Origin of the sequence: Agromyces cerinus subsp. cerinus (assembly GCF_900142065.1) — a bacterium.
GTDB classification, from domain to species: Bacteria; Actinomycetota; Actinomycetes; order Actinomycetales; family Microbacteriaceae; genus Agromyces; species Agromyces cerinus.
In genome coordinates this window covers 202,512-225,323 of record NZ_FSRJ01000001.1, presented here as the reverse complement: position 1 = coordinate 225,323, position 22,812 = coordinate 202,512, and the positions used below count along the sequence as shown (strand labels likewise).

Sequence of the window (22,812 nt, the reverse complement as noted above, 5' to 3'; positions counted from 1 at the left end):
CAAGCAGAGGAAATGGGGGACACGATAGTGCCCGCATGGCACCAGTCCGGGGGACATGATCATCCCCGAATAGCGATTTGATCAGGAACTCCGCGGATCATGTCACCCGAAAGCGGGGTACGCGAGATTTGCTCATGCACCCCGAATGGGGGACACGCAGAGAAGCGGACCAGGTCGGAGACCCGGTCCGCTTCTCTGTGCGGTGTGCGGTGCGGCGCTACACGCTCGCGCCGGCTCGGCGTCGCCGGAGCACGTAGCTGCCGCCGACGAAGGCACCGCCGAGCAGCAGCAGCAGCGCGCCGAGCCAGATGTACGGTTCACCGGCGAATCCGGTCACCGCCATCGGCTGCGGCACCTTCACGGTGACGCTCGAGTCGTCGCAGAGCACGACCGGCGTCTCCTCGGCTGGTGCGTCAGCGTCCTGCCAGCAGACCTCGCCGGTGTTGTCGACGCTCGACGCCTTCGTGCCGGAGTTCAGGTGCACCCCGAGCACGACGGGCGGCGCCGCCGGCATGTTCGGCCCCAGCACGCCGACCAGGTCGCAGTGCAGCGTTCCGCCGTAGCCCGCCGAGTCCTCTCCGGTCACGTCGCAGTTCTCCCAGCGGGGGAATGCCGGTGCGGCATCGGTGCTGATCGAGTCGACCCGCAGGTCAGCGGGAATCTCGTCGAAGAGCTCCACGGGGTCGGCAGCGCCGATTCCCGTCGACGTGACCTGCAGCGAGTAGCTGAAGTCCGCGCCGGGGTTCGCCTGGGTGACACTCGCCGTCTTCACGATGTCGAGCGCAGGTTCGCGTTCGATCGCACAGGCCGGGGTCGCTTGCGGGTAGACCGCGAGCACCGACTGCGACGGGTTGATCGAGAACGTGATCGTCGACGGGTTCACCTCGTCGTGCCACGGCGCGTCGGGAAGCGACGGGTCGAACACGAGGTCGAGGAACCGCTGGAGCGGCGGGTCGGCCGTGAGGTCGGCCTCGGTGATCGGGCGCCAGCCCGGCCACATGATCGGGATGCCGTTCTCGTCGAGTTCGGCGCCCGGCCACAGGAGGCGACCGTTCCGCTCATCCCACGGGATCTCGAACTCCTCGGTGAGCGTGCCGTCACCCGATGTCCACGTGACCGTGATCACGTCGGGCTCGACATTCTCGGAGACCGCGATGTCGTAGTACAGGTACGGCACGTCGTTCACGCAGCGCACGTACGCGGCGGGATCGATCGCCTTCTTGGGCACGTCGACGTCGTCGCAGTTGTTGCCGGCGATGAGGTCGGCGAGCGGACCGGACGAGCGGTCGACCTCGGGGTCGGGCTGGGTGATCGCGACACATGCCTCGTTCGGAATGTCATCGAGATCGATCACCGGCGTCGGCGGGGCAGGCTCGCCGGGCGTCGCGACGTCGGGCACGCCGACCGGTTCGGGCACCGGCAGCTTCACCGGAATCGTGATGGTCACCACGAAGCCCGGCGCGAACGGCCCGTCGCCGTGAGCGGCGAAGGCATTGTCGGTGGCACCCGACGTCTGCGCCCAGCCGACGGCCGGATCGCCCAGCTCGTCGGTGAAGGTCGCAGGACCGGTCACCTCGAGCTCCGGGTCGACCAGGTCGGTGACGTCGAGCGCGGGAACGTCGATGCTGCCGTTGTTCGTGACGGTGAGCACGTAGTCGAACGTGTCGCCGCCCTCCACCGCGGTCTCGCCCTCATCGAGCTGGAACTCCTTCACGATGCCGACGTCGACCAGTTCGGCCCGGTTCGTGAGATCGCAGCTCGTGAGCTCCCCGACCTCGACGGACGCGAGCGCCGTCGATTCGCGCGCGTCGCCACCGACGCTGCAGCCCCAGCCGTCCGCGCCCTGGCTGAAGAAGTACGCGAGCAACGGGTGAGCGGATGCCTCGAGCGTCGGCGTCTCGGAGAGTGCGTACTCGCCCGTGGGCACCGTGAACACCGTGCCGGCGTTGCCGAGCAGCGCGACCATCGCGTCGGCGCCCGCGCCCGTCAGGAGCCAGTCCTTCGCAGCGAGCTGCACGAGGTCGCCCGGGAGACCGAGGTCGGCGAGGTCGATGCCGTCGAAGGCCGAGAGGTCGACCGCCTTCGACATCGTGATCTGTCCGACCGGGATCGTGTCGCAATCCTCGACCGGGGAGATGATCGTGCCGTTCACGAGTTCGGCCTCGTTGAAGAAGCCGCGACCGCTCGTCGAGGCGAGACACGTGACGTCGTCGATGTCGGTGATGTCCTCGACATCGGCGACCACCACGATCGTGTACGTGTGCACGGCCGACTTCGCGATCGGCGCGTCATCCGCGAGGGTCGTCTCCGAATCACCGTTCCAGTCGCCGATGTCGACACCGGGGCCGGTGTCGGGCGCATCGGTCGTCGCGTCCGCCGAGACGATCTCGACGCCTTCGGGGAACCCGAGGTCGTCTTCGAGGTCGTAGAACTGATCGTGCACGTCGCTCTGGTTCGTGACCGTCACCTCGTACGTGACCGTCCAGTCACCGTCGGCGCCGAGTACCGGCGAGCCGATCAGCTCCTTCTCGACCGTCGTGAGACCCGGCTCGTCGCAGGCGGTCGCCGGCTGCGGCTCGCCCTCGCCGACGGTGAGGAACGCGGTGTTGCGGAAGCCGCCCGCGCTCGTGTCGCCCTCCTGGCACAGCTGCTGCGAGGTCTCGTACACCTCGGCACCGGCGGTCGCGTTGATCGTGATCGTGTAGGTCGCGGTATCGGATGCCGCCAGCGAGGCGTCATCGGCGAGCACGTAGTTCGGCGGCGCCGTGGGATCCCAGTCGGCGGCCTCCTCGCTCGGGCCTTCGGCCGAGCCCTCGTTGATCACGATGCCGACGCCGAAGTACGGCTGGTCGTCCAGATCGTAGATGAGCGGGGCGACGGGGCTCTGGTTCGTCACCTTCACCTCGTACACGAGATCCCAGGTGCCGTCGGTGGCCTGTTCGATGGAGACGAGCTCCTTCGTGATCAGGCCGGTCGGCGCCACCACATCGTTCGTCACCTCGCAGCTGAGCGAGGCGCCGGGCGTCGCGACGAACTGGCCGCCGACGGTCGACGGGTCGTCGTCGTCGCAGACGACCTCACCGCCGGACCAGCCCTCGGGGAGCTCGCCCTCGTCGACGGTGTAGACCGTGCCGATCGCGAGGTTCGTCCACGTCACGGTATCGGTCACGTTCCCCGTACCCGACACGATCTGCTCGGCGCCCGGAAGCACGCCGTCGGCCGGAGTGATCGTGAGCGGGAAGGACCACTCGAAGCCGTCAGGGACACCGCTCACGTGCTTCGTCACGGTGACGTCGCCCGGCTCGGCCGTGTTCGTGATCGTGCAGCTCACCGAGAGCCCGGGGGTCACGACGAACTGGAACCCGTCGAGCTCCTCGTCGGCGTCCTCGAGATCGCCGCCGTTGCAGGTGAAGTCGCCCTCGACCCAGCCGTCCTGCGGCGATTCCGTCAGGGTGTAGGTCTCCCCCACGACCAGCTCGTTCCAGCTGACGCTCGGGTCCTCGTCGGTGACGTGCTGCTGCACGTCCTGGTCCCCGACCTGCGGCGAGATCTCGATCACGAAATCGAAGTCGTACCCGGCGGGCACACCCTCGACGATCTTGCGCACCGTCACGTCACCGGTGTCGGGGGTGTTGACGTAGGTGCACGTGACCACCTCTCCGGCGAGCAGCGTGATCGTCGCGAGGCCGTCGTCGTACACGACGCCGTTCGAACCGACGCACTCGAGGCTCTGCAGCTTCCAGTTCGTCTCGCCGAGCTCCTCGATCGAGTAGGTCCCGGGCTCGAGCAGGCTCGACTCCCACGGGTCGGCGGATCCGGTGAGCGCGAAGCTCGTGGTGCCCGCGTCTTCGGTGTACTCGAAGTCGAACGACTGGTTGCTGTCGAACGTCACGTTCTTGTCGACGATGATCTTGCCGAGTTCGGTGTTCGAGTAGGTGCAGGTGATCGTCTCACCCGGGTCGAGGTCGATGGAGCCGATGAGGCCCTGGACGCTCGATCCGCCGTCTGCGCCGCCGGGGCGGCTCTCGGCGCAGCCGATGAGCTCGCCGACGTAGGCGCTCGAGAGCACCTCCGTCACGGTGTAGCTGCCGGCGACGACGTTCGAGAACTCCGCCTGCCCGGTTCCTTCGTCGGTCTCGATCTCGAAGTCCGACGTCCCGGGCCAGTTGCCGGTGAACTCGAAGATGCCGTCGGCGCCGTCGATGTTCTTGACGATGATGATCTTGCCCTTGGCGGTGTTCGTGATCGTGCAGTCGAACACGTCACCCGGCTCGACGGTGAAGCCCGATTCGTCGATGCCCTCTGCGGTGTCGTCTCCGGCGTGCGTCACTTCGCAGACGAGAGCGCCGACCACCCAGTCATCGCCGGGAGCCTTCTCGGCGATGGAGTACTTCGTGCCGGGCACGAGGGCGGTGAAGGTCGTCGAGCCGGAGCCGCCGCCGACAGCGGTCGTGACGGTCTGCTCGACCTTGTCACCGCTGGGGTCGACCGGCGTGAGCACGAAGGTGAAGGAGCCACCGGCACCCACCGACGTCTTGGTGACCTTCGCCGAGGCGGGGACCGCCTCGTTGCGCACCGTGCAGTCGAGCTCGAGCCCGGGCGTCACGACGAACTGATCGCCGTCCTTCTGCGGGTTCGAGTCGGGGCCGCAGTCGACGACGCCGCCGGTCCAGCCATCGGGAAGCGCTTCGGTGATGGTGTACTCCGTGCCGACGGCGAGGTTCGTCCACGTCACGGTGTCGGTCGTGTTGCCGGTTCCGCTGACCGCCTGGGTCGCACCCGGCAGCACGCCGGCCGACGGGTCGATCGTGAGGTCGAACGACCACTCGGTGTCATCCGAGACTCCGGAGACGGTCTTCTCGACGCTCACCTCACCGGGCTCGGCGTCGTTGGTCACCTCGCAGACGAGCGCGAGGCCCGGGGTGACGGTGAACTGAAAGCCCTCGGCGTTCGCGTCCTTGTCGGCGAGGCCGGTGCAGGTGATATCGCCTTCATCCCACCCGTCGAGGCTGCCCTCGGTGAGCGTGTAGGTGACGCCGACGTCCAGGTCGGTCCAGCCGACCTTCGGGACGAGGTTGGTCGCGTTGCGGGTGCCCGGCTGGCCCGGGACCTCGGGGCTGATCGTGATGGGGAACGACCAGGCGTACCCGGCGGGTACTCCGGTGACCTTCTTCTCGACGGTCACGCCGCCCTTGGTCGCGGTGTTGAGCACGGTGCACTCGACGGTCTCCCCCGGCGAGAGCGTGATCGCGATCGGCGAGTCCGTCGTCGGGTTCTCACCCGTGCAGGTCATGCTCGTGACATCCCAGCCGGCCTTCGCGAGCTCGGCCAGGGTGTACGCACCGGGAACGATGTTCGTGAAGGACTTCGACCCGCCGTCCTTCAGCGAGAAGTCCGCCTGCCCGGTCAGGGTGAAGCCGAACGACTCGGCCGACCCGTCGGGGTTCGTCTGCTTCGTGACGATGATGTTGCCGCGCTGCGTGTTCGTGTAGGTGCACGTCACGAGCTCGCCCGGCTGCACGTTGATCACGGCCTTGCCGTTGGCGACGGTGCCGACCGAGTCCTGAGTGACGTCCTCGACGCACGACAGGTTCGTGAGGTCGTACAGCGGGGCCGGCGACGTCTCGGTCACCGAGTACGCGCCGGGGGCGACGCTGCTGAAGAGCTTCTCGGCAGTGCCGCCCACCGTCGTGAGATCGAAGTTCGACAGGCCGCTGCCGGTCGTCGTGAAGTTGAACGTGCCGTTGTCGCCGGCGACGTTCTTGATGATCTTGATCTGGCCGTCCTGACGGTTGGTGTAGGTGCATTCGAGCACCTGCCCGGCGACCGTCGTGACCGTCGCCGTGCCGTTCGGCAGGCTCGTGACCTCGCCGTCACCGGTGCAGTCGATGCCGGTCAGCTTCCACGAGGGCAGTCCGGGCTCGGGCAGTTCGGTGATCGTCACCGACGTGCCCGGCGTGTAGTAGAAGGCCTGCGAGCTCGAGTTGCCCGCGACCTGCACGTTGCCCTGCTGGCCGGTCACGGTGTAGTCGAACGTCGCCGCATCGCCCCGTGCGACCTTGGTGATCTTGACGCCGGAGGTGACGTTCGTGATCGTGCACGTGGTCGTCGCGCCGATGTAGATGGCGAAGGCGGCCGGGTTCGTGTAGGTCTCGAGCTGGTTCGTCGCGGGATTCGTCACCGTGCAGACGGTCGACTGGAACGCCCAGGGGGCCGGCGGCGTCGCCTCGGTCAGCGAGTAGTTCGTGCCGGCGAAGACATTGCCCCAGTTGTGCGTGTCGCCGACGCCGATCGGCGCGCCGAGCCCGGCGTTGCCGGCAACGGCGTCGCCCGCAGGTGTCTGGCCGGCACCGGGACCGGTGAGGGTGCCGTCGTGCACCGCTGCACCGCCGGCGCGGGTGACGGAGTAGTTGAACGACGCGTTGGGCGCGCCGGCCGTGCCTGCCTTCTTCACGACGAGGTTGCCGCAGTTGGAGAGCGTGATCGGGTCTGAGGAGACGAGTCGGTCCTGCAGCGTCGCGGTGTCGCTGTTACCGGTGCGCGTGATGAAGCCGGCGTCGAGGAAGGTGCGACACGCACCGTCGCTCGGCAGCAGGCCCGAGGCCGTCAGGTCGACGGCCATCTCGCCGAACGTCGCGTCGGTGCCGGACGTGTTGGTGTCGGTGTTCCCGCCGACCGCCGCCTGGTACACGATCGGCGCTCCGGTCGGCTCCCAGCTGTTGCCGTCCCAGCCCAGGATGCGCAGCGAGGTGTTCGGGTTGCCCGACGGGTCGTAGTTGAACTCGATGAGGTAGTCGTCGGACCGACCCGCGGCAGGTCCTTCGAAGACCTCGTAGGACGTCATGTCGCCGTTGCCCGACAGCCGGGTCCAGTAGGCGTAGAAGATGGTGTGGGGCACGCCGCCCACCGTGACGACCTCGTAGGCCGAGCCGCCCGTGCACGCGTCGCCCTTCGCGTTCGCCGAGTTCGTGATGAGCCCGGGCCACGGGTTCTGGTCGACCTTCGCCCCACCCGGGAACACGCTCTGCATCTCGCTGGCCCCGCAGGTACCGGGTGAACCGAGCGTCGCGCCGCTGTCAGCCGTGCGCTGCGCATCGAGGATGCCCGTCGACGCGCCGCCCCCTGCCGCGTACGGCGGCTTCGGCGTGCTGCCGACGACGTTGTTCCAGTCGAGGCCGCCGTTCGGCGCAGTGTTGCCGTCGATCTCGAACGAGGTCGTGATCGGCCCGAGCGTCGCGGCCTGCGCCGACTCGGCCGGAGCGACCGCCATCACGACGGCGCCACCCGACGCGACGAGCGCGGTCGCCACCACGAAGGACAGCAGTCTTCGCCTGGCCCGACCGGCCTGCAGTCGCAAGGACCGCGCGCCGAGGGGCTCGGTCGCCGGGGCGGTGGAACGGGTGCGCAGACGTCGCTTGACGTTCATCATCAGCCTTCGGGTTACGGACGCGATGTCACCACCGCTTCCGGCTGTGTTCCGGCCCGGGCGACCGGGCCACGGAGAACGCGGGTACGAACTCCAAGAATCCGCGGGTAAACGGACTCGTCGTCAGTCTGGCATCGCGGCGGTTCGCGAGGAACCCTCGATCTGACACCAAAACAGGGGGTGAATGGGGATTTCCACACACGGGCCGGTCTGCGCAGATCGGTGCGCAGGCATGCGGATGCCGCGGCTCTCGTGAGCCGCGGCATCCGCGTGGTGTTCGGGCAGATCCTTCCGGTGTTCGATCTCTGCGAGGTCAGCGACGTCAGGCCCGGAGCCGACGCCGAGCCCCGAATCCGAGCGCCGCGCCGCCGACCAGCAGGAGCAGGGCACCGGCGGGCAGCATGGCGAGGGCGACACTGGTGCGTCCCGTCCGGCCGGCGTCGACCGTCGCCGGTGCCCCGTCGGCCGTACCCGCCTGCCGCCGTCGCTAGGGTTGGAGCGTGAGCGAGCGCGGGTCGGGTACCCCACACCACAGTGAGGAGACGTTCGACGAGCGCGAGGGCCGCGACCCGCTCGGCCTCGACGATCACTCCCCCTCGGCGAGGCAGCGATTCGACGCGATGAGCCAGCCGATCCGGGACCGTTTCGAGGAACCGATCAGCAAGGTCAGCACCCTCACGCAGAAGACGCTCGCTCTCTTCCCGGTGCGTGTCTGGCGCCACTTCCTCGACCGCAACGGCTTCATCCTCTCCTCAGGCATGAGCTATCAGGCGCTCTTCGCGATCTTCGCCGCGGTCTACGTCGCGTTCGCCGTCTTCGGCATCTGGCTCACGAGCAACGACGCGACCCTCAATGCCTTCATCGCCCTGCTCAACACCTACGCGCCGGGCCTCATCGGCGACGAGGGCGTCATCCCGACGGAGGAGCTGACGCAGATCGCGTCCTCCAGCACGAGCCTCTTCGGCTGGACCGGCGCCGTGGCGCTGGCGGGCTTCATCTGGACCGCGATCGGATGGATCACCTACTCGCGCATGGCGGTGCGCAGCATCTTCGGTCTGCCGAAGGACCGTCGCGCCTACGTCTTCCTCAAGGCGCGCGACTTCCTCGCCGGGTTCGGCTTCGGCGCGATCCTCCTGGTCGCGACCGTGCTCTCCGTCGCGACCACCTCATTCCTCGGCTGGCTGGTGCAGTTGCTCGGACTCTCGGACGACTCGGGCTGGTACGGGTTCCTCGTGCAGGGCGGATCGCTTCTCGTCGTCTTCGTGATCGACACCCTCGCCCTGGCGGTGATGTTCCGATTCCTGTCGGGTGCCGCGATGCCATGGCACCGCATGTGGGTCGGCTCCCTGCTCGGCTCCGCCGCCATCTCGGTGCTGCAGGTGATCGGCGGCGCCCTGCTCTCGAGGTCCAGCACGAACCCGCTGCTCGCGACCTTCACCGTGTTCATCGGTCTGCTGCTGTGGTTCCGCCTCACGAGCATCGTCATCCTCGTCGCCGCGAGCTGGATCGCCGTCGAGGCATCCGACGCCCATGAGACGCTCCGCATGGTGACCCCCGAGCAGCTCGCCGCCGAAGCGCGCGACCGTGAGCAGCGCGCGCTCGTGACGGCCGCGCAGGTGCGCGTGCGCGAGGCGAGGCGCGAGCTCGAGACCGCGAACTGGTTCGGACGGATCTCCGCCAGACGACGCCTCGCCAAGGCCGAACTGGAACTCGACGACCTCGAGGCGACCGTGGAGCCGATCGGCCGGCGAAGCCACGTCTGAGGCATCGATGTCGCCGATCGATCCACGCGGCGAGGCCACGGTCTGAGGCATCGATGTCGCCGATCGGCCGGCGAAGCCACGTCTGAGGCGTCGATGTCGCCGATCGATCCACACGGCAAGGCCACGTCTGGGGCGTCGATGTCGCCGATCGATCCACCCGGCAATGCCATGTCTGGGGCATCGATGTCGCCGATCGATCCACCCGGCAAGGCCATGTCTGGGGCATCGATGTCGCCGATCGATCCACCCGGCAAGGCCATGTCTGGGGCCTCCCGTAGGATCGATCCATGCCCTCAGCGAAGCCCCTCCGTCTGGCCAGCGTCAACGTCAACGGAGTGCGTGCGGCATTCCGCAAGGGCATGGGCGACTGGCTCGCCGCACGCGACGTCGACATCCTCGCGATGCAGGAGGTGCGCGCGTCGACCGAAGACCTGCAGGGCCTCCTCGGCGACGAGTGGGACATCCTGCACGACCCCGCCACCGCCAAGGGGCGTGCGGGCGTCGCGATCGCCAGCCGCAACCGGGCCAGCATCCACCGGGTCGAGCTCGGCGCGGCCGACTTCGACAGCGCGGGCCGCTGGCTCGAGGCCGACTACGAGGTCGACGATCGCATCGTCACCGTGGTCTCGGCGTACGTGCACTCCGGCGTGGTCGACACCCCGAAGCAGGTCGAGAAGTACAAGTTCCTCGATGCGATGGTCGAGCGGATGCCGCGGCTCGCGGCGCACTCCGAGCTCGCCGTGATCGTGGGCGACCTGAACGTCGGCCACCGCACGCTCGACATCAAGAACTGGAAGGGCAATGTGAAGCGCGCCGGCTTCCTGCCCGAAGAGCGCGCCTACTTCGACCGCTTCGTCGGCGCAGAGGGCGACGCCGACTACAACGCAGGCGGCGGGCTCGGCTGGATCGACCTCGGCCGCCGCTTCGCCGGCGAGGTCGACGGTCCCTACACGTGGTGGTCGCAGCGCGGCAAGGCGTTCGACACCGACACCGGCTGGCGCATCGACTACCAGCTCGCGACCCCCGCCCTTGCCGATGCCGCCGTCGCCTACGTGATCGACCGTGCCGACTCCTGGGACACGCGATGGTCCGACCACGCTCCCGTGGTCGTCGACTACGCCATCTGACCTGCCGCACCGCGGCCGCACACTTCGAAGGATCTCCACATGACGCAGAAGCCCCGCCTCTACTCGGGCATGCAGCCCTCCGCCGACTCGCTCCACGCGGGCAACTACATCGGCGCCCTCCTGCAGTGGAAGGACCTGCAGTCCACGCACGACGCCTTCTTCTCGGTCGTCGACATGCACGCCATCACCGTGTCGCAAGATCCGGCCGAGCTGCGCGAGAAGACCCGCCGCACCGCCGCGCAGTACATCGCGGCCGGCATCGACCCCTCGAACTCGACGCTCTACGTGCAGTCGCACGTGCCGGCGCACGCCGAGCTCGCTTGGGTGCTCAACACGATCACCGGCTTCGGCGAGGCCGGTCGCATGACGCAGTTCAAGGACAAGTCGCAGAAGCAGGGCGCCGACGCCACGAGCGTCGGCCTCTTCGCCTACCCCGTGCTCATGGCGGCCGACATCCTGCTCTACCAGACCGAGGTCGTGCCGGTGGGCGACGACCAGAAGCAGCATGTCGAGCTCACCCGCGACCTCGCTACCCGGTTCAATGCGCGCTTCGGCGCCGACACCTTCGTGCTGCCCGAACCCGTGATCCAGCGCGAGACCGCTCGCATCTACGACCTGCAGAACCCGACGTCGAAGATGTCGAAGTCGGGCGAGACGCCGGCCGGCATCCTGTGGCTGCTCGACGAGCCGTCGGTCACCGCGAAGAAGATCATGCGAGCAGTCACCGACACCGACGGCGAGGTGCGCTTCGACCGCGAGCACAAGCCGGGCGTCTCGAACCTGCTCACGATCTTCTCCGTGCTGTCGGGGCGCACCATCTCCGAGATCGAGCAGGAGTTCGCGGGCCGCGGCTACGGCGACTTCAAGAAGGCGCTCGCCGAGGTCGTCGTGGGCGCGTTCGAGCCGATCCGGTCACGGGCGCTCGAGCTGCTCGACGACCCCGCCGAACTCGACCGACTGCTCGGCGTCAACGCCGACCGTGCGAGCGAGGTCGCCGAGACCACCCTCGCGACGGTCTACGACCGCATCGGCTTCCTCCGGCGCGCTCGCTGACCATGCGGCCCGTCGTGCTCCGCACCGAGCGTCTCGTGCTCGACCTGCCCGTCGGGGCCGACACCGAGCTCGTGGCGCACTACTGCGCCGACCCGTTGTTCCTCAAGTACCTGACGACGCCATGGCCGTACACGGTCGAGCACGCGCGAGCATTCCTCACGGAGTATGTGCCCGCTGCGTGGCGCTCGGGCGACGAACTGACGTGGGCGATCCGGCGTGCCGAGGGCACGCCGCTCCTCGGCGTCGTCGGTCTGCGCCGGGGCAACGAGATCGGGTTCTGGCTCGGCGCCGAACACCGGGGCGACGCGCTGATGGCCGAGGCCGTGGGTGCCGTCTGCGACTGGGCGCTCGGTGGCGCCGTCGCCGACGCGGAATCCGTGCTGTGGCGCGCGAACGAAGGCAATCGCGCGTCGGCGCACGTTGCTCGAGCCGCAGGATTCCGGCGCATCACGCCACGCATCGCCACGGTGCCCGGGCGCGACGGACGCATCTTGCCCGCGTGGCATGCCGAGCGCCGTGCCGAGGTCGAGCCCGACGCGTTCGCGAGTTGGGAACCGATCCTCGGGGGTGCCGCGTGAGTACCGTGGCTCCATCGAGTGCCGCGGCGCCGGTCATCCTGTTCGACCTCGACGACACCCTCATGGCGCACCGCGCAGCGGTGCGTGCCGGCATCGCCCTGCACATGCGCGAGCTGGCATACGAGGGCGACGTCGCCGCCGCATCCGGTCTCTGGCACGACCTCGAAGAGGAGCACTACCACTCCTATCTCGCGGGTCGACTGACCTTCGAGGGCCAGCGCAGGGCGCGCGCCCGCGACTTCGCCATCGCACACGGCGACGAGCTCGACGAACTCGCGGCCGGCGCATGGTTCGACCGCTACTTCGAGCGGTATCGCGAGTCGTGGTCGCTGCACGGCGACGCCCTGCCCGCGCTCGATGCGCTCGCGCAGGCGATGCCCGACGCCCGGTTCGGCATCATCACCAACGGTGAGCTCGACTTCCAGCTCGCCAAGCTCGAGCGGCTCGGCATCCGCGACCGGTTCGAGCACGTCATCGCCTCGGGCGACGTCGGCGTCACGAAACCCGACGCCGAGATCTTCCGTCTCGCACTCGAGCGCTTCAGCGTCGATTCGCCCGTCCGGGCCGCGTACATCGGCGACCGCTTCGAGACCGACGCGGTCGGTGCCGTCGAGGCCGGGCTCATCGGCGTCTGGCTGAATCGCACAGGCGACGACGGGGCGCCGGGCTCCGCGGCATCCGGCGTGCTCGAGATCTCCTCGCTCACCGAACTCCCCGCCCTGCTCACGTCGCGCCTCGCCGGCTGAGCGTTCCGCGGGAACGAGAAAGAGCCGGGCGCACCCCCATGCGCCCGGCCCTGCCCTTCAACCGTACCTTCGGCACGGTCGATCACGTCGTCATCGCGGCGCCGCGTGTCCGCGTGCTCCATGGCACGCGGACCGCACGCGATCGACGATCAGACGACGTCTTCGTCGACCCAGTCGAGGGTCTTCGAGACGGCCTTCTTCCAGTTGCGGTCGAGGCGCGCGCGCTCGGCCTCGTCCATCGACGGGGTCCAGCGCTTGTCCTCCTGCCAGTTGGCCCGCAGCTCGTCGAGGCTCGACCAGAACCCGACCGCGAGGCCGGCTGCGTACGCCGCGCCGAGGGCCGTGGTCTCGGCGACCACCGGGCGTACGACGGGCACGCCGAGGATGTCGGCCTGGAACTGCAGCAGCGTGTCGTTGGCGGTGGCGCCGCCGTCGACGCGGAGCTCGGTGAGGTCCACCCCGGCGTCGGCGTTCACGGCCTCGATGACGTCGCGCGTCTGGAACGCGATGGCCTCGAGCGCGGCGCGGGCGATGTGGCCCTTGTTCACGTAGCGGGTGAGGCCGACGAGCGCGCCGCGGGCGTCGGGGCGCCAGTACGGTGCGAACAGGCCTGAGAACGCGGGCACGAAGTACGCGCCGCCGTTGTCCTCCACCGACTTCGCGAGCTCTTCCACCTCGGCCGCCGAGGAGATGAGGCCGACGTTGTCGCGGAGCCACTGGATGAGCGATCCCGTGACGGCGATCGAGCCCTCGAGGGCGTAGTGCACCGGCTGGTCGCCGAGCTTGTAGCCGACGGTCGTGAGCAGGCCGTTCTTCGAGTGGACGATCTCCTCGCCCGTGTTGAAGATCAGGAAGTTGCCCGTGCCGTAGGTGTTCTTCGCCTCGCCGGTCTCGAACGCGGCCTGGCCGAACGTGGCGGCCTGCTGGTCGCCGAGGATGCCCGAGATGGGGGTCTCGCGCAGCAGCGAGTGCTCGTTCGCGATGCCGTAGACCTCGGAGGACGACTTGATCTCGGGGAGCATCGACTTCGGAACCCCGAAGGCGGCGAGGATCTCGTCGTCCCAGGCGAGGGTCTCGAGGTCCATGAACATCGTGCGGCTGGCATTGGTGACGTCGGTCGCGTGCACGCCGCCGTCGACACCGCCCGTGAGGTTCCACAGCACCCAGGTGTCGGTCGTGCCGAACAGCAGGTCGCCGGCCTCGGCCTTCTCACGCGCACCGGGCACGTTCTCGAGGATCCAGACGATCTTCGTGCCCGAGAAGTAGGTCGCCAGCGGCAGGCCGACCTGCTGCTTGAACCGCTCCACGCCGCCGTCGGCCGCGAGCCGGTCGACGATCGACTGCGTGCGCGTGTCCTGCCAGACGATCGCGTTGTAGACGGGCACGCCCGTGTTCTTGTCCCAGACGACGGCGGTCTCGCGCTGGTTCGTGATGCCCACCGCGGCGATGTCGTGCCGGGTGAGCTTCGCCTTGCCGAGGGCCTGGCCGATCACCTCGCCCGTGTTGTGCCAGATCTCGGTGGGGTCGTGCTCGACCCAGCCCGCCTTGGGGAAGATCTGCTCGTGCTCGAGCTGCCCGGTCGAGACGATCGATCCGGCCTTGTCGAAGATGATCGCGCGCGACGAGGTCGTGCCCTGGTCGATCGCGAGGATGTAGTCGGCCATCTGAGAACTCCGTTGCTGTCAGTGAAACGAATGGATGAGGTGGAGGTGAGGGTCAGCCGAGCAGCGGGAGCAGCGGGATCGCCGCCAGGCCTGCTGCGACGCCGCCGAGGAGCGGGCCCACGACGGGCACCCACGAGTACGACCAGTCGCTGCCGCCCTTGCCCTTGATGGGCAGCAGGGCGTGCGCGATGCGCGGACCGAGGTCACGGGCGGGGTTGATCGCGTAGCCGGTCGGGCCGCCGAGCGAGGCGCCGATGCCGATCACGAGGAGCGCCACGGGCAGTGCGCCGAGTGCCGCCATGCCGCCGTCGCCCTGGCGACCGCCGCCGAAGCCGATGACGACGAACACGAGCACGAAGGTGCCGATGAACTCGGTGACGAGGTTCCAGCCGTAGGAGCGGATCGCGGGTCCGGTCGAGAAGACGCCGAGCTTGGCGCCGGCGTCGGGCTCCGCGTCGAAGTGCTGCTTGTACGCGAGCCAGCAGACGATCGCGCCGAGGAAGGCGCCGATCAGCTGTGCGGCGATGTACGTGAGCACCGAGACGATGCCGACCGGCACGAGGGTGCCGAACGCCGCGTTGCCGAACTCGGTGGCGCCGTTGGCGACGAGGCCCACGGTGACCGCGGGGTTCAGCTGCGCGCCCGAGGCGTAGGAGACGATGACGCCGGCGAAGACCGCGAGGCCCCAGCCGAAGTTGATCATGAGGGTGCCGCCGCCGAAGCCCTTGGTCTTGGCCAGGATGACGTTCGCGACGACGCCGCAGCCGAGGAGCACGAGCATCGCCGTGCCGACGAGTTCGGACAGGAACACGATTCCGAGATTGTCCACGTTGACCTTCTTTCTTGAGGTGTGGTGCCGGCCGCCTGGACGACCGTCGACCGGGAGGCTCCGTCGAAGCTATCGGGCGTTGCAGCCCGAATCGTGCGGATTCCAGTGCACATCCGTGCAGATTGCGCGCGGCGTCCTGTGCGGGTTGAGCCTGTCGAAACCTCCGAACAGACAGCGACGAACTGGGTTTCGACAGGCTCTACCCGCAACAGGTCAGACGAGGGTGGCGGATGCCTCGAGCTCGACGCCGTGGCGCTCGGCGAGCAGCTCCCTCGTGGTCGCCATCTCGACCGCGCGACGCTCGAAGTCCCAGCCCAGCTCGGCGCCGACGACCTCGGCGAGTTCGTCGAGGAGCGGTGCGGTGAGCGCACCGGTGAAGGCGATGCTGGTGCGGCGCAGCACGATGTCGGAGAGGTGCACGACCCGTTCGGTGCGGGCGAGCCAGGCGATCTCGCGCCGGCTGTAGCCCGTGTGGTGAGCGAGCGGCTCGTCGCGCTCGCCCTCGGTCGAGGCGATGAAGTCCTCGGCGCGGGTGCCGTAGCGCTCGAGCAGCTCCTCGGCGCGGAGTCGGCCGATCTCGTCGCCGTGGGTGACGGTCCAGACACGACGCGCGTCGTCGGTCGCCGGGTAGCCGGCGCCGCCGCCGATGGCGAGGCCCGCCGTGGAGCGGGTGCGGTCGCGGCCGAGGAGGCCGAGCACCTCGTCCGAGAGGTGCTCGGCGAGGGCGCGGAAGGTGGTCCACTTGCCGCCGACGAGGCTCAGCAGCGTGGTGCCCGGGCGCTCGGGGACATCCGCTCGCTCGATGCGGTAGTCGCGGGAGACGAATCCCGGTGCCTCGTCGTCGTGACGGGGCAGCGGGCGCACGCCCGAGAAGCGGTAGACGATCTGCGAGCGGTCGACCGGGACCGCTGGGAAAACGTGCGCGATGAGTTCGAAGAAGTAGTCGACCTCGGCCTCGGTGCACACGGCGGGCTCGCGCATGTCGTGCTCGAGGTCGGTCGTGCCGACCATGACCTTGCCCTTCAGCGGGTAGATCAGCACGATGCGGCCGTCCTCGTGCTCGAAGAAGATCTCGCGGCCGCCGGTCGCGGCGAGGAGCTCGTCGTTGTCGAGCACGATGTGCGAGCCCTTGGTGCCGCCCATGAAGGCGGTGGGGCGGCCGAGCCCCTCGTTCGTGAGGTCGGTCCACGGCCCCGAGGTGTTCACGACGACGTCGGCGGCGAGGTCGAACTCCTCGCCCGTGAGGGTGTCGCGCAGGCGAACGCCTTCGGCGCCCATGCCGACGGCCTCGAGGTAGTTCGCGGCCCGGGCGTGCTCGCCGGCGTCGAGCCCGTCGAAGAGCACGTCGAGCGCGAGCCGCTCGGGGTCGTGCATGCTCGCGTCGTAGTAGGTCGCCGTGTACTTGATGCCGGGGTTCAGCGCCGGCAGCTCGGCGAGCGAGCGCTTGCGGCCGTGGAAGCGGTGCCGCGGCACCGAGCCGCCGTCTCGCGAGAACGCGTCGTAGATCGTCAGCCCGGTCTTGATGAGCGCGGCCCCGCGTTCGGTCGGCTTGCCCGACTTGTGCGTGAGGAAGCGCATGGGCGCCGACAGGATGCCCGAGAACGTCGAGAAGATCGGCACCGTCGTCTCGAGCGGCTTCACGTAGTGGGGGGCGATGCGGATGAGCGCGTTGCGCTCGGTCACCGACTCCTTCACGAGCCGGAACTCGCCGTTCTCGAGGTAGCGGATGCCGCCGTGGATCATGTGCGATGAGGCGGCGGATGCACCGGAGACGAAGTCGCCCCGCTCGACGAGCACGACGTCGACGCCCTGCAGGGCGAGGTCGCGGAACGTCGCGATGCCGTTGATGCCGGCGCCGATGACGAGCACGGAGGCCTGCGGCCGGGTGCGGATGGCCGCGACATCCGCTCGCTCGCCGCCGGAACCGGGGCGGGGCGTGGTGGGGATCGTCTGCTGCGGAGACATCGCTGTCCTCTCGGGGTGTGGAACGGCGGCTTGCGTCGAGCATGCCTGGTGTGGATGAATACATCGTGAACACGGCGGAACGAACTTGCAAGCCGGGTGAACAAACGTGCAAGGATGGCCAGGATGAACGAGCAGACGGCGATTCCCGTCGAGGACGGCACCGAATCGGTGCCAGGGAAGACCCGCGACGCACTGCGCGCGGCCCACCTCTACTACATGCAGGACCTCACGATGGATGCCATCGCGCACGAGCTGCACACCTCGCGATCCTCGGTCTCGCGCCTCTTGAGCCACGCCAGGGCCAGCGGTCTCGTCGAGATCTCCATCCATTCCCCGCTCGACCTGCCGAGCCGCATCGAGCAGGAGATCCTCGAGCGCTTCGCGGTCGGCGCGCACGTGATTCCGGTGCCCGACCACGCGAGCGACGTCGACCGACTCGACCGCGTGGCGCTCTCGGCTGCACGAATTCTCGGTCGATACGTCGACTCGAACCAGACGATCGGCATCGCGTGGGGCTCGACGATGAGCGCGATGAGCCGGCACCTCGTACCGAAGGCCACGCACAACTCCGAGGTCGTGCAGCTGAACGGCGCCGGCAACGGGCGCACGACCGGCATCGTCTACGCGAGCGAACTGCTGCGCCGCTTCGGGGACGCGTTCGGCGCCCGGGTGCAGCAGTTCCCCGTGCCCGCCTTCTTCGACGACCCCGAGACCCGACGCGCCTTCTGGCGCGAACGCAGCACCCGCCGCCTCCTCGACCTGCAGGAGCGCATGGACGTCGCGCTCTTCGGCGTCGGCTCCCCCTTCGCCGAGGTGCCCAGCCACGTCTACCAGGGCGGCTACCTCGAGCGGGCCGACTACGAGGGTCTCTCCCGTGAGGGCGCCGTGGGCGACGTCGCCACAGTGTTCTACCGCGCCGACGGTTCGACCGACGGCATCTCGCTGAACGAGCGCGCCACGGGACCCGACTTCGCGGTGCTCCGGCGCGCACCCCGCCGCATCTGCGTCGTCTCGGGCCGGGCGAAGCTCGCGAGCCTGCGCGGCGCCCTCGCTGCCGGGCTCATCACCGATCTCATCGTCGACGAGGGCACGGCGCGAGCGCTCGTCGAGTCGCCCGGCGAGCAGGAGTCGCCCGGCGAGCGGGAGTCGCCCGGCGAGCGGGTGTCGCCGAAAGACCGGGAATAGCTGCGCCCCGCACGCGTTGACCTAGAATCGATGACAGATACGTGCTCCGGGGTCGGTGTAAGTCCGAACCGGCGGTGACAGTCCGCGAACTGCGAGCGCGAGGCCGACAGGCTCCGCACCCGTGGTCGAACCGGTGGAACTCCGGTACCGACGGTGAAAGTCCGGATGGGAGGCGCACGGGTCGGCGGCGTCTGTGCGCTGCCGACGGAGACCGTCGGCGACCGTCGACCACATCCAGCACCCCGGAGCCCTGAGACAGGATCACGGATGAGTGCGGACGAGCAGCAGGCAGCGGATGCCGCGACGATGCGCCGCGCGCTCGAACTCGCCGTTCGCGGTCCGGCCCGCGGCGTGAACCCGCGCGTCGGCTGCGTCATCCTCTCCCCCGACGGCGAGACCCTCGCCGAAGGCTGGCATCGCGGCGCCGGCACCGCCCACGCCGAGGTCGACGCGCTCGCGAAACTCGAGCCGGGCGCCGCTCGCGGCGCGACCGCCGTCGTCACGCTCGAGCCCTGCAATCACATCGGTCACACCGGCCCCTGCGCCGTCGCGCTCATCGAAGCCGGCATCGGCCGAGTTGTGTTCGCCGTCGCCGACCCGGGCGAACACTCGTCGGGCGGCGCCGAGCGACTGCGCGCGGCCGGCGTCGAGGTCACCGCCGGCGTGTTCGCCGACGAGGTCGAGGCGATGCTCGACGACTGGCTCTTCGCCGCGCGCAACCACCGCCCGCACGTCACCGTGAAGTGGGCGTCGAGCCTCGATGGGCGGGCCGCAGCCGCCGACGGCACGAGCCAGTGGATCACCGGCGCCGAGGCCCGCGCCGACGTGCACCGCCGCCGCTCGGCCGCCGATGCGATCGCCGTCGGCACCGGCACCGTCCTGGCCGACGACCCCTCGCTCACCGCACGCGCGCCGGGCGGCGAGTTCTTCGACGCCCAGCCGGTGCCCGTCGTGTTCGGGCGCCGCGAGACGCCGGCGGATGCCGCGATCACCCGCCACCCGCACGCGCCCCTGTTCTTCGAGGGCACCGATCTGCGCGCAGATCTCGCCGAACTCGCGCGTCGCGGCATCCGCTCGCTCTTCATCGAAGGCGGCCCGACGCTCGCGAGTGCGTTCGTCGCGGCCGGATTCGTCGACGAACTGCTCGTCTACCTCGCGCCCGCGCTCCTCGGCGGCCCGCGCCTCGCCCTCGGCGACCTCGGCGTGCCGACGATCGACGATGCGCTCCGCTTCGACTTCGCCGTCATCGAACGGCTCGGCGACGACGTGCTGCTCGTCGCCAGACCCCGGCCCACGGAAGGGAACTGACATGTTCACCGGAATCATCGAGGAACTCGGCACGATCGAGCGCGTCGAGCACACCGCCGACGCGGCGCGCGTCACGGTGCGCGGCCCGCTCGCGGTCGAGGGCGTCGCGCACGGCGACTCGATCGCCGTGTCGGGCGTGTGCCTGACCGTCGTCGAGTTCGACACCGAACGCTTCACGGCCGACGTCATGGCCCAGACGCTCGCGATGTCGACGCTCGACGCCGCACGCGAGGGACTCGCCGTGAACCTCGAACGCGCCGCCCGAGTGGGCGACCGCCTCGGCGGCCACATCGTGCAGGGACACATCGACGGCACCGCGCAGGTGCTCGAGATCCGCCCGGGCGAGGCGTGGCGGGTCGTGCGCTTCTCGCTCGACCCGGCGCACGCGCCGCTCGTCGTCGACAAGGGCTCGATCGCCGTCGACGGCGTCTCCCTCACGGTCAGCGCCGTCGGCGACGAACCCGGCGGCTCGTGGTTCGAGGTCTCGCTCATCCCCGAGACGCTCACGGCGACGACGCTCGGCGAGCGCATCGCCGGCGACCGCGTGAACATCGAGACCGACATCGTCGCGCGACAGGTCGCACGGATGCTCCGATTCGCCCCGGGCTGGGAAGCGGAGCCCGAAGCGCGACCGAACTCGGTCATCGGGTTCCAGGCGGCGCCGCTCTCGCAGCAGCCGTCCGCGCCACAGCCGACGGCGCCCCAGTTCACCGAACCGCAGCCGACGACCGGAGGAGCCGCATGAGCCTCGCCACGATGCCCGAGGTGCTCGAAGCCCTCCGCGCCGGAAAGCCCGTGATCGTCGCCGACGACGAGGCTCGCGAGAACGAGGGCGACGCCATCATGGCCGCCGAGTTCGCGACGCAGGAGTGGATCGCGTGGATGGTGCGCCACACGAGCGGCTACCTCTGCGCACCGATGCCCAATGAACTGGCCGACCGGCTCGCGCTGCCGCTCATGACCGAGCGCAGCGAGGACGTGCGGGGCACGGCCTACACGATCTCCGTCGACGCCGCCGATCGCACCTCGACGGGCATCTCGGCCTCCGATCGCGCCCACACGCTGCGCGTGCTCGCCGATCGCACCTCGACGCCCGACCGGCTCATCCGCCCCGGTCACGTCATCCCGCTGCGCGCGGTCGACGGCGGCGTGCGCGAACGTGCAGGGCACACCGAGGCGGCCGTCGACCTCATGCGCCTCGCCGGGCTCGCCCCCGTGGGGGTCATCGGCGAGATCGTCGCCGACGACGGCGAGATGATGCGTCTGCCCGGGCTCATCGAGCTCGGCGAACGCGAGGGCCTGCCCGTCACGACCGTGGCCGCACTGATCGACTGGCTCGAGCAGCACCACGCCGGCCACGACCTCGCGGCGACTCCCCCGGCCGAAGCCGTGCCCGAGACCTCCTCCGTCGACTTCGAGGTCGAGACGGCGCTGCCGACCGAGCACGGCGAGTTCCGCGTGCGCGCCTACCGGGACCGGGCGACCGGTGCCGATCACGTCGCGATCATCGCGGGAGACCCCGCCTCGGCGGCCGACGGCGCGATCGTGCGGGTGCACTCCGAATGCCTCACGGGCGAGGCCTTCGGTTCGCTCAAGTGCGAGTGCGGCCCCCAGCTCGACGCGGCCCTCGAGAGGATCCAGCAGGACGGCGGCGTCGTCATCTACCTTCGTGGTCACGAAGGGCGCGGCATCGGCCTCATCAACAAGCTCCGGGCGTACCGGCTGCAGGAGGACGGCCTCGACACCCTCGACGCGAACCTCGCCCTCGGGCTGCCGATCGATGCCCGCGACTACAGCGCGGCGACCGCGATCCTCACCGACCTCGGCATCGACCGGGTGCGCCTGCTCACGAACAACCCCGAGAAGGTGCGACAGCTCGAGGCGCACGGCATCTCCGTGGGCGAGCGGTTGCCGCTCGTCGTGGGCGTCGGCACCGGCAACACGGGATACCTCGACACCAAGCGGCACCGCATGGGGCACGCGATCGACGACCGGCAACTGACCGACGGCACAGCCGAAACCCTCCTGGAAGGACACCCATCATGAGCGGAGCAGGATCCCCCGCACTCGACGTCGACGGCCGCGGCCTGACGATCACGATCGTCGCGGGCAGCTGGCATGACGAGATCACGAACGGCCTGATCGCCGGGGCGACGAGCACGCTCGAGGCATCCGGCGCCGAATTCTCGCTCGTTCGAGTGCCCGGCAGCTTCGAGCTGCCGGTGGTCGCCAAGGCGGCCCTCGACGCCGGAGCCGATGCGGTCGTCGCGCTCGGCGTGATCATCCGCGGCGGCACGCCCCATTTCGAGTACGTCTCGGCGGCAGCGACCGACGGGCTCACCCGCGTCGCACTCGACACCGGCAAGCCCGTCGGATTCGGCCTGCTCACCCTCGACGACGAGCAGCAGGGGCTCGACCGCGCCGGCCTGCCCGGCTCGAAGGAGGACAAGGGTCGCGAGGCGGCCGAGGCCGCGGTCGCGACGGTTCGCGCCCTGCGGGCGCTGAGCTGAACCGAGGAGGCTACGGCTTCCAGACCATGAGCACGACGACGGCCAGGAGGAGCAGCGACGAGATGCCGCTGCCCGCTGCGATCGCCGGGTAGCTCGCCTTCGGGGCCGCCGCGGCGTCGCCTGCCGTCTCGCCGAGCGCTGCTGCGGCCTTCTTCATCGACGGCACGACGACGAAGAGCGTCAGGGCGAAGGCGATGATGTAGAGGATGATCGACCAGAGGATCCACGGGGTCGTCATCGAGAGCTCGTATTCCTCGGGCGCCATGCTCATCGCGCCGAAGCCGAACACGAAGACGAGCAGCGAGAGCCAGGCGAAGATGGTCGTGGACTTCGCGAGCACTGCGACCTGCGACCCGTTGCCGGCGCGCACCGCCCGCATCGCGGTCATCGGGAGGATGGCCATCGGACCGACGATGAAGACGGCGCCGGCGACGTGCAGAATGCTGATGAAGGTATCCATGGGGTCAGCCTAACGACGAGCGGATGCCGCGGCATCCGTCGTTCGATCCATCTCCCCCGGCGTGGCGGGGCGCCGTTCATCGCGCCGATTCCACCGCTCGTCGCATGCACGGCCCCAGATCTGGGGGATCGTCAACGATCGAGGCGTAGGCTAGTGCGGTTGCCACAAGCGACGATTCCACCTCCCCCGACTCCGCTC

General features: G+C 69.4%; 15 protein-coding genes and 1 riboswitch. Of the genes, 10 read left to right on the top strand and 5 right to left on the bottom strand.

The features are described from left to right. Positions 1 to 217: 217 nt before the first annotated feature. Positions 218 to 7,426, bottom strand: coding sequence for a prealbumin-like fold domain-containing protein (locus BUR99_RS01005; RefSeq protein ID WP_143231312.1), 7,209 nt, complete (start codon positions 7,424 to 7,426; stop codon positions 218 to 220). A gap of 500 nt (positions 7,427 to 7,926) precedes the next feature. On the opposite strand from BUR99_RS01005, the gene BUR99_RS01000 reads away from it, so the two are divergent. The 5 genes from BUR99_RS01000 to BUR99_RS00980 all read left to right on the top strand — a co-directional run bounded on the left by BUR99_RS01000 (position 7,927) and on the right by BUR99_RS00980 (position 12,693). Then, positions 7,927 to 9,189, top strand: a complete 1,263-nt coding sequence (locus tag BUR99_RS01000) for a YihY/virulence factor BrkB family protein (protein WP_143231310.1) — start codon at positions 7,927 to 7,929, stop codon at positions 9,187 to 9,189. A 287-nt stretch (positions 9,190 to 9,476) separates the two neighbouring features. Beyond that, a complete protein-coding gene (locus BUR99_RS00995) occupies positions 9,477 to 10,316 on the top strand; it encodes an exodeoxyribonuclease III (protein WP_074258531.1) in 840 nt (279 codons plus the stop codon). Between the two features lie 39 nt (positions 10,317 to 10,355). After that, on the top strand, positions 10,356 to 11,369 hold the full coding sequence (gene trpS, locus BUR99_RS00990) for a tryptophan--tRNA ligase (RefSeq protein WP_074258530.1): 1,014 nt from the start codon (positions 10,356 to 10,358) through the stop codon (positions 11,367 to 11,369). Between the two features lie 14 nt (positions 11,370 to 11,383). After that, the gene (locus tag BUR99_RS00985) at positions 11,384 to 11,947 is read left to right on the top strand and encodes a GNAT family N-acetyltransferase (RefSeq protein ID WP_159440928.1); all 564 of its coding nucleotides are present in this window, start codon (positions 11,384 to 11,386) and stop codon (positions 11,945 to 11,947) included. Continuing rightward, on the top strand, positions 11,944 to 12,693 hold the full coding sequence (locus BUR99_RS00980; protein WP_234980703.1) for an HAD family hydrolase: 750 nt from the start codon (positions 11,944 to 11,946) through the stop codon (positions 12,691 to 12,693). Before BUR99_RS00985 ends, BUR99_RS00980 begins: the two co-directional genes overlap by 4 nt. Positions 12,694 to 12,842: 149 nt before the next feature. On the opposite strand, the gene glpK is transcribed toward BUR99_RS00980, so the two are convergent. The 3 genes from glpK to BUR99_RS00965 form a co-directional block, all read right to left on the bottom strand. Further along, positions 12,843 to 14,357, bottom strand: a complete 1,515-nt coding sequence (gene glpK, locus BUR99_RS00975; RefSeq protein ID WP_074258528.1) for a glycerol kinase GlpK — start codon at positions 14,355 to 14,357, stop codon at positions 12,843 to 12,845. Positions 14,358 to 14,409: 52 nt separating this feature from the next. Beyond that, complete coding sequence (locus BUR99_RS00970; protein WP_218890208.1) at positions 14,410 to 15,138, bottom strand: MIP/aquaporin family protein; 729 nt, start codon at positions 15,136 to 15,138, stop codon at positions 14,410 to 14,412. 261 nt (positions 15,139 to 15,399) lie between these two features. Further along, positions 15,400 to 17,151: a glycerol-3-phosphate dehydrogenase/oxidase gene (locus tag BUR99_RS00965; RefSeq protein ID WP_074258526.1), complete on the bottom strand. Its 1,752-nt coding sequence runs from the start codon at positions 17,149 to 17,151 to the stop codon at positions 15,400 to 15,402. A gap of 123 nt (positions 17,152 to 17,274) precedes the next feature. Here BUR99_RS00965 and BUR99_RS00960 point away from each other — a divergent pair, with 123 nt between their 5' ends. The 5 genes from BUR99_RS00960 (at position 17,275) to ribH (ending at position 22,154) form a co-directional block, all read left to right on the top strand. Next, positions 17,275 to 18,336 carry a sugar-binding transcriptional regulator gene (locus BUR99_RS00960; RefSeq protein WP_200802642.1) on the top strand — a complete coding sequence of 354 codons (1,062 nt, stop codon included), beginning with the start codon at positions 17,275 to 17,277 and terminating at the stop codon, positions 18,334 to 18,336. Positions 18,337 to 18,374: 38 nt separating this feature from the next. Then, a riboswitch (FMN riboswitch) is annotated at positions 18,375 to 18,517 on the top strand. An 86-nt stretch (positions 18,518 to 18,603) separates the two neighbouring features. After that, positions 18,604 to 19,644, top strand: coding sequence for a bifunctional diaminohydroxyphosphoribosylaminopyrimidine deaminase/5-amino-6-(5-phosphoribosylamino)uracil reductase RibD (ribD, locus tag BUR99_RS00955; RefSeq protein ID WP_074258525.1), 1,041 nt, complete (start codon positions 18,604 to 18,606; stop codon positions 19,642 to 19,644). Position 19,645: 1 nt separating this feature from the next. Then, positions 19,646 to 20,389, top strand: coding sequence for a riboflavin synthase (locus BUR99_RS00950; protein ID WP_084183503.1), 744 nt, complete (start codon positions 19,646 to 19,648; stop codon positions 20,387 to 20,389). Continuing rightward, positions 20,386 to 21,690 carry a GTP cyclohydrolase II gene (ribA, locus tag BUR99_RS00945; RefSeq protein WP_074258524.1) on the top strand — a complete coding sequence of 435 codons (1,305 nt, stop codon included), beginning with the start codon at positions 20,386 to 20,388 and terminating at the stop codon, positions 21,688 to 21,690. Before BUR99_RS00950 ends, ribA begins: the two co-directional genes overlap by 4 nt. Beyond that, positions 21,687 to 22,154: a 6,7-dimethyl-8-ribityllumazine synthase gene (gene ribH / locus BUR99_RS00940; RefSeq protein ID WP_074258523.1), complete on the top strand. Its 468-nt coding sequence runs from the start codon at positions 21,687 to 21,689 to the stop codon at positions 22,152 to 22,154. Before ribA ends, ribH begins: the two co-directional genes overlap by 4 nt. Before the next feature lie 10 nt (positions 22,155 to 22,164). On the opposite strand, the gene BUR99_RS00935 is transcribed toward ribH, so the two are convergent. After that, a complete protein-coding gene (locus BUR99_RS00935) occupies positions 22,165 to 22,614 on the bottom strand; it encodes a DUF2269 family protein (RefSeq protein WP_074258522.1) in 450 nt (149 codons plus the stop codon). Positions 22,615 to 22,812 lie beyond the last annotated feature (198 nt).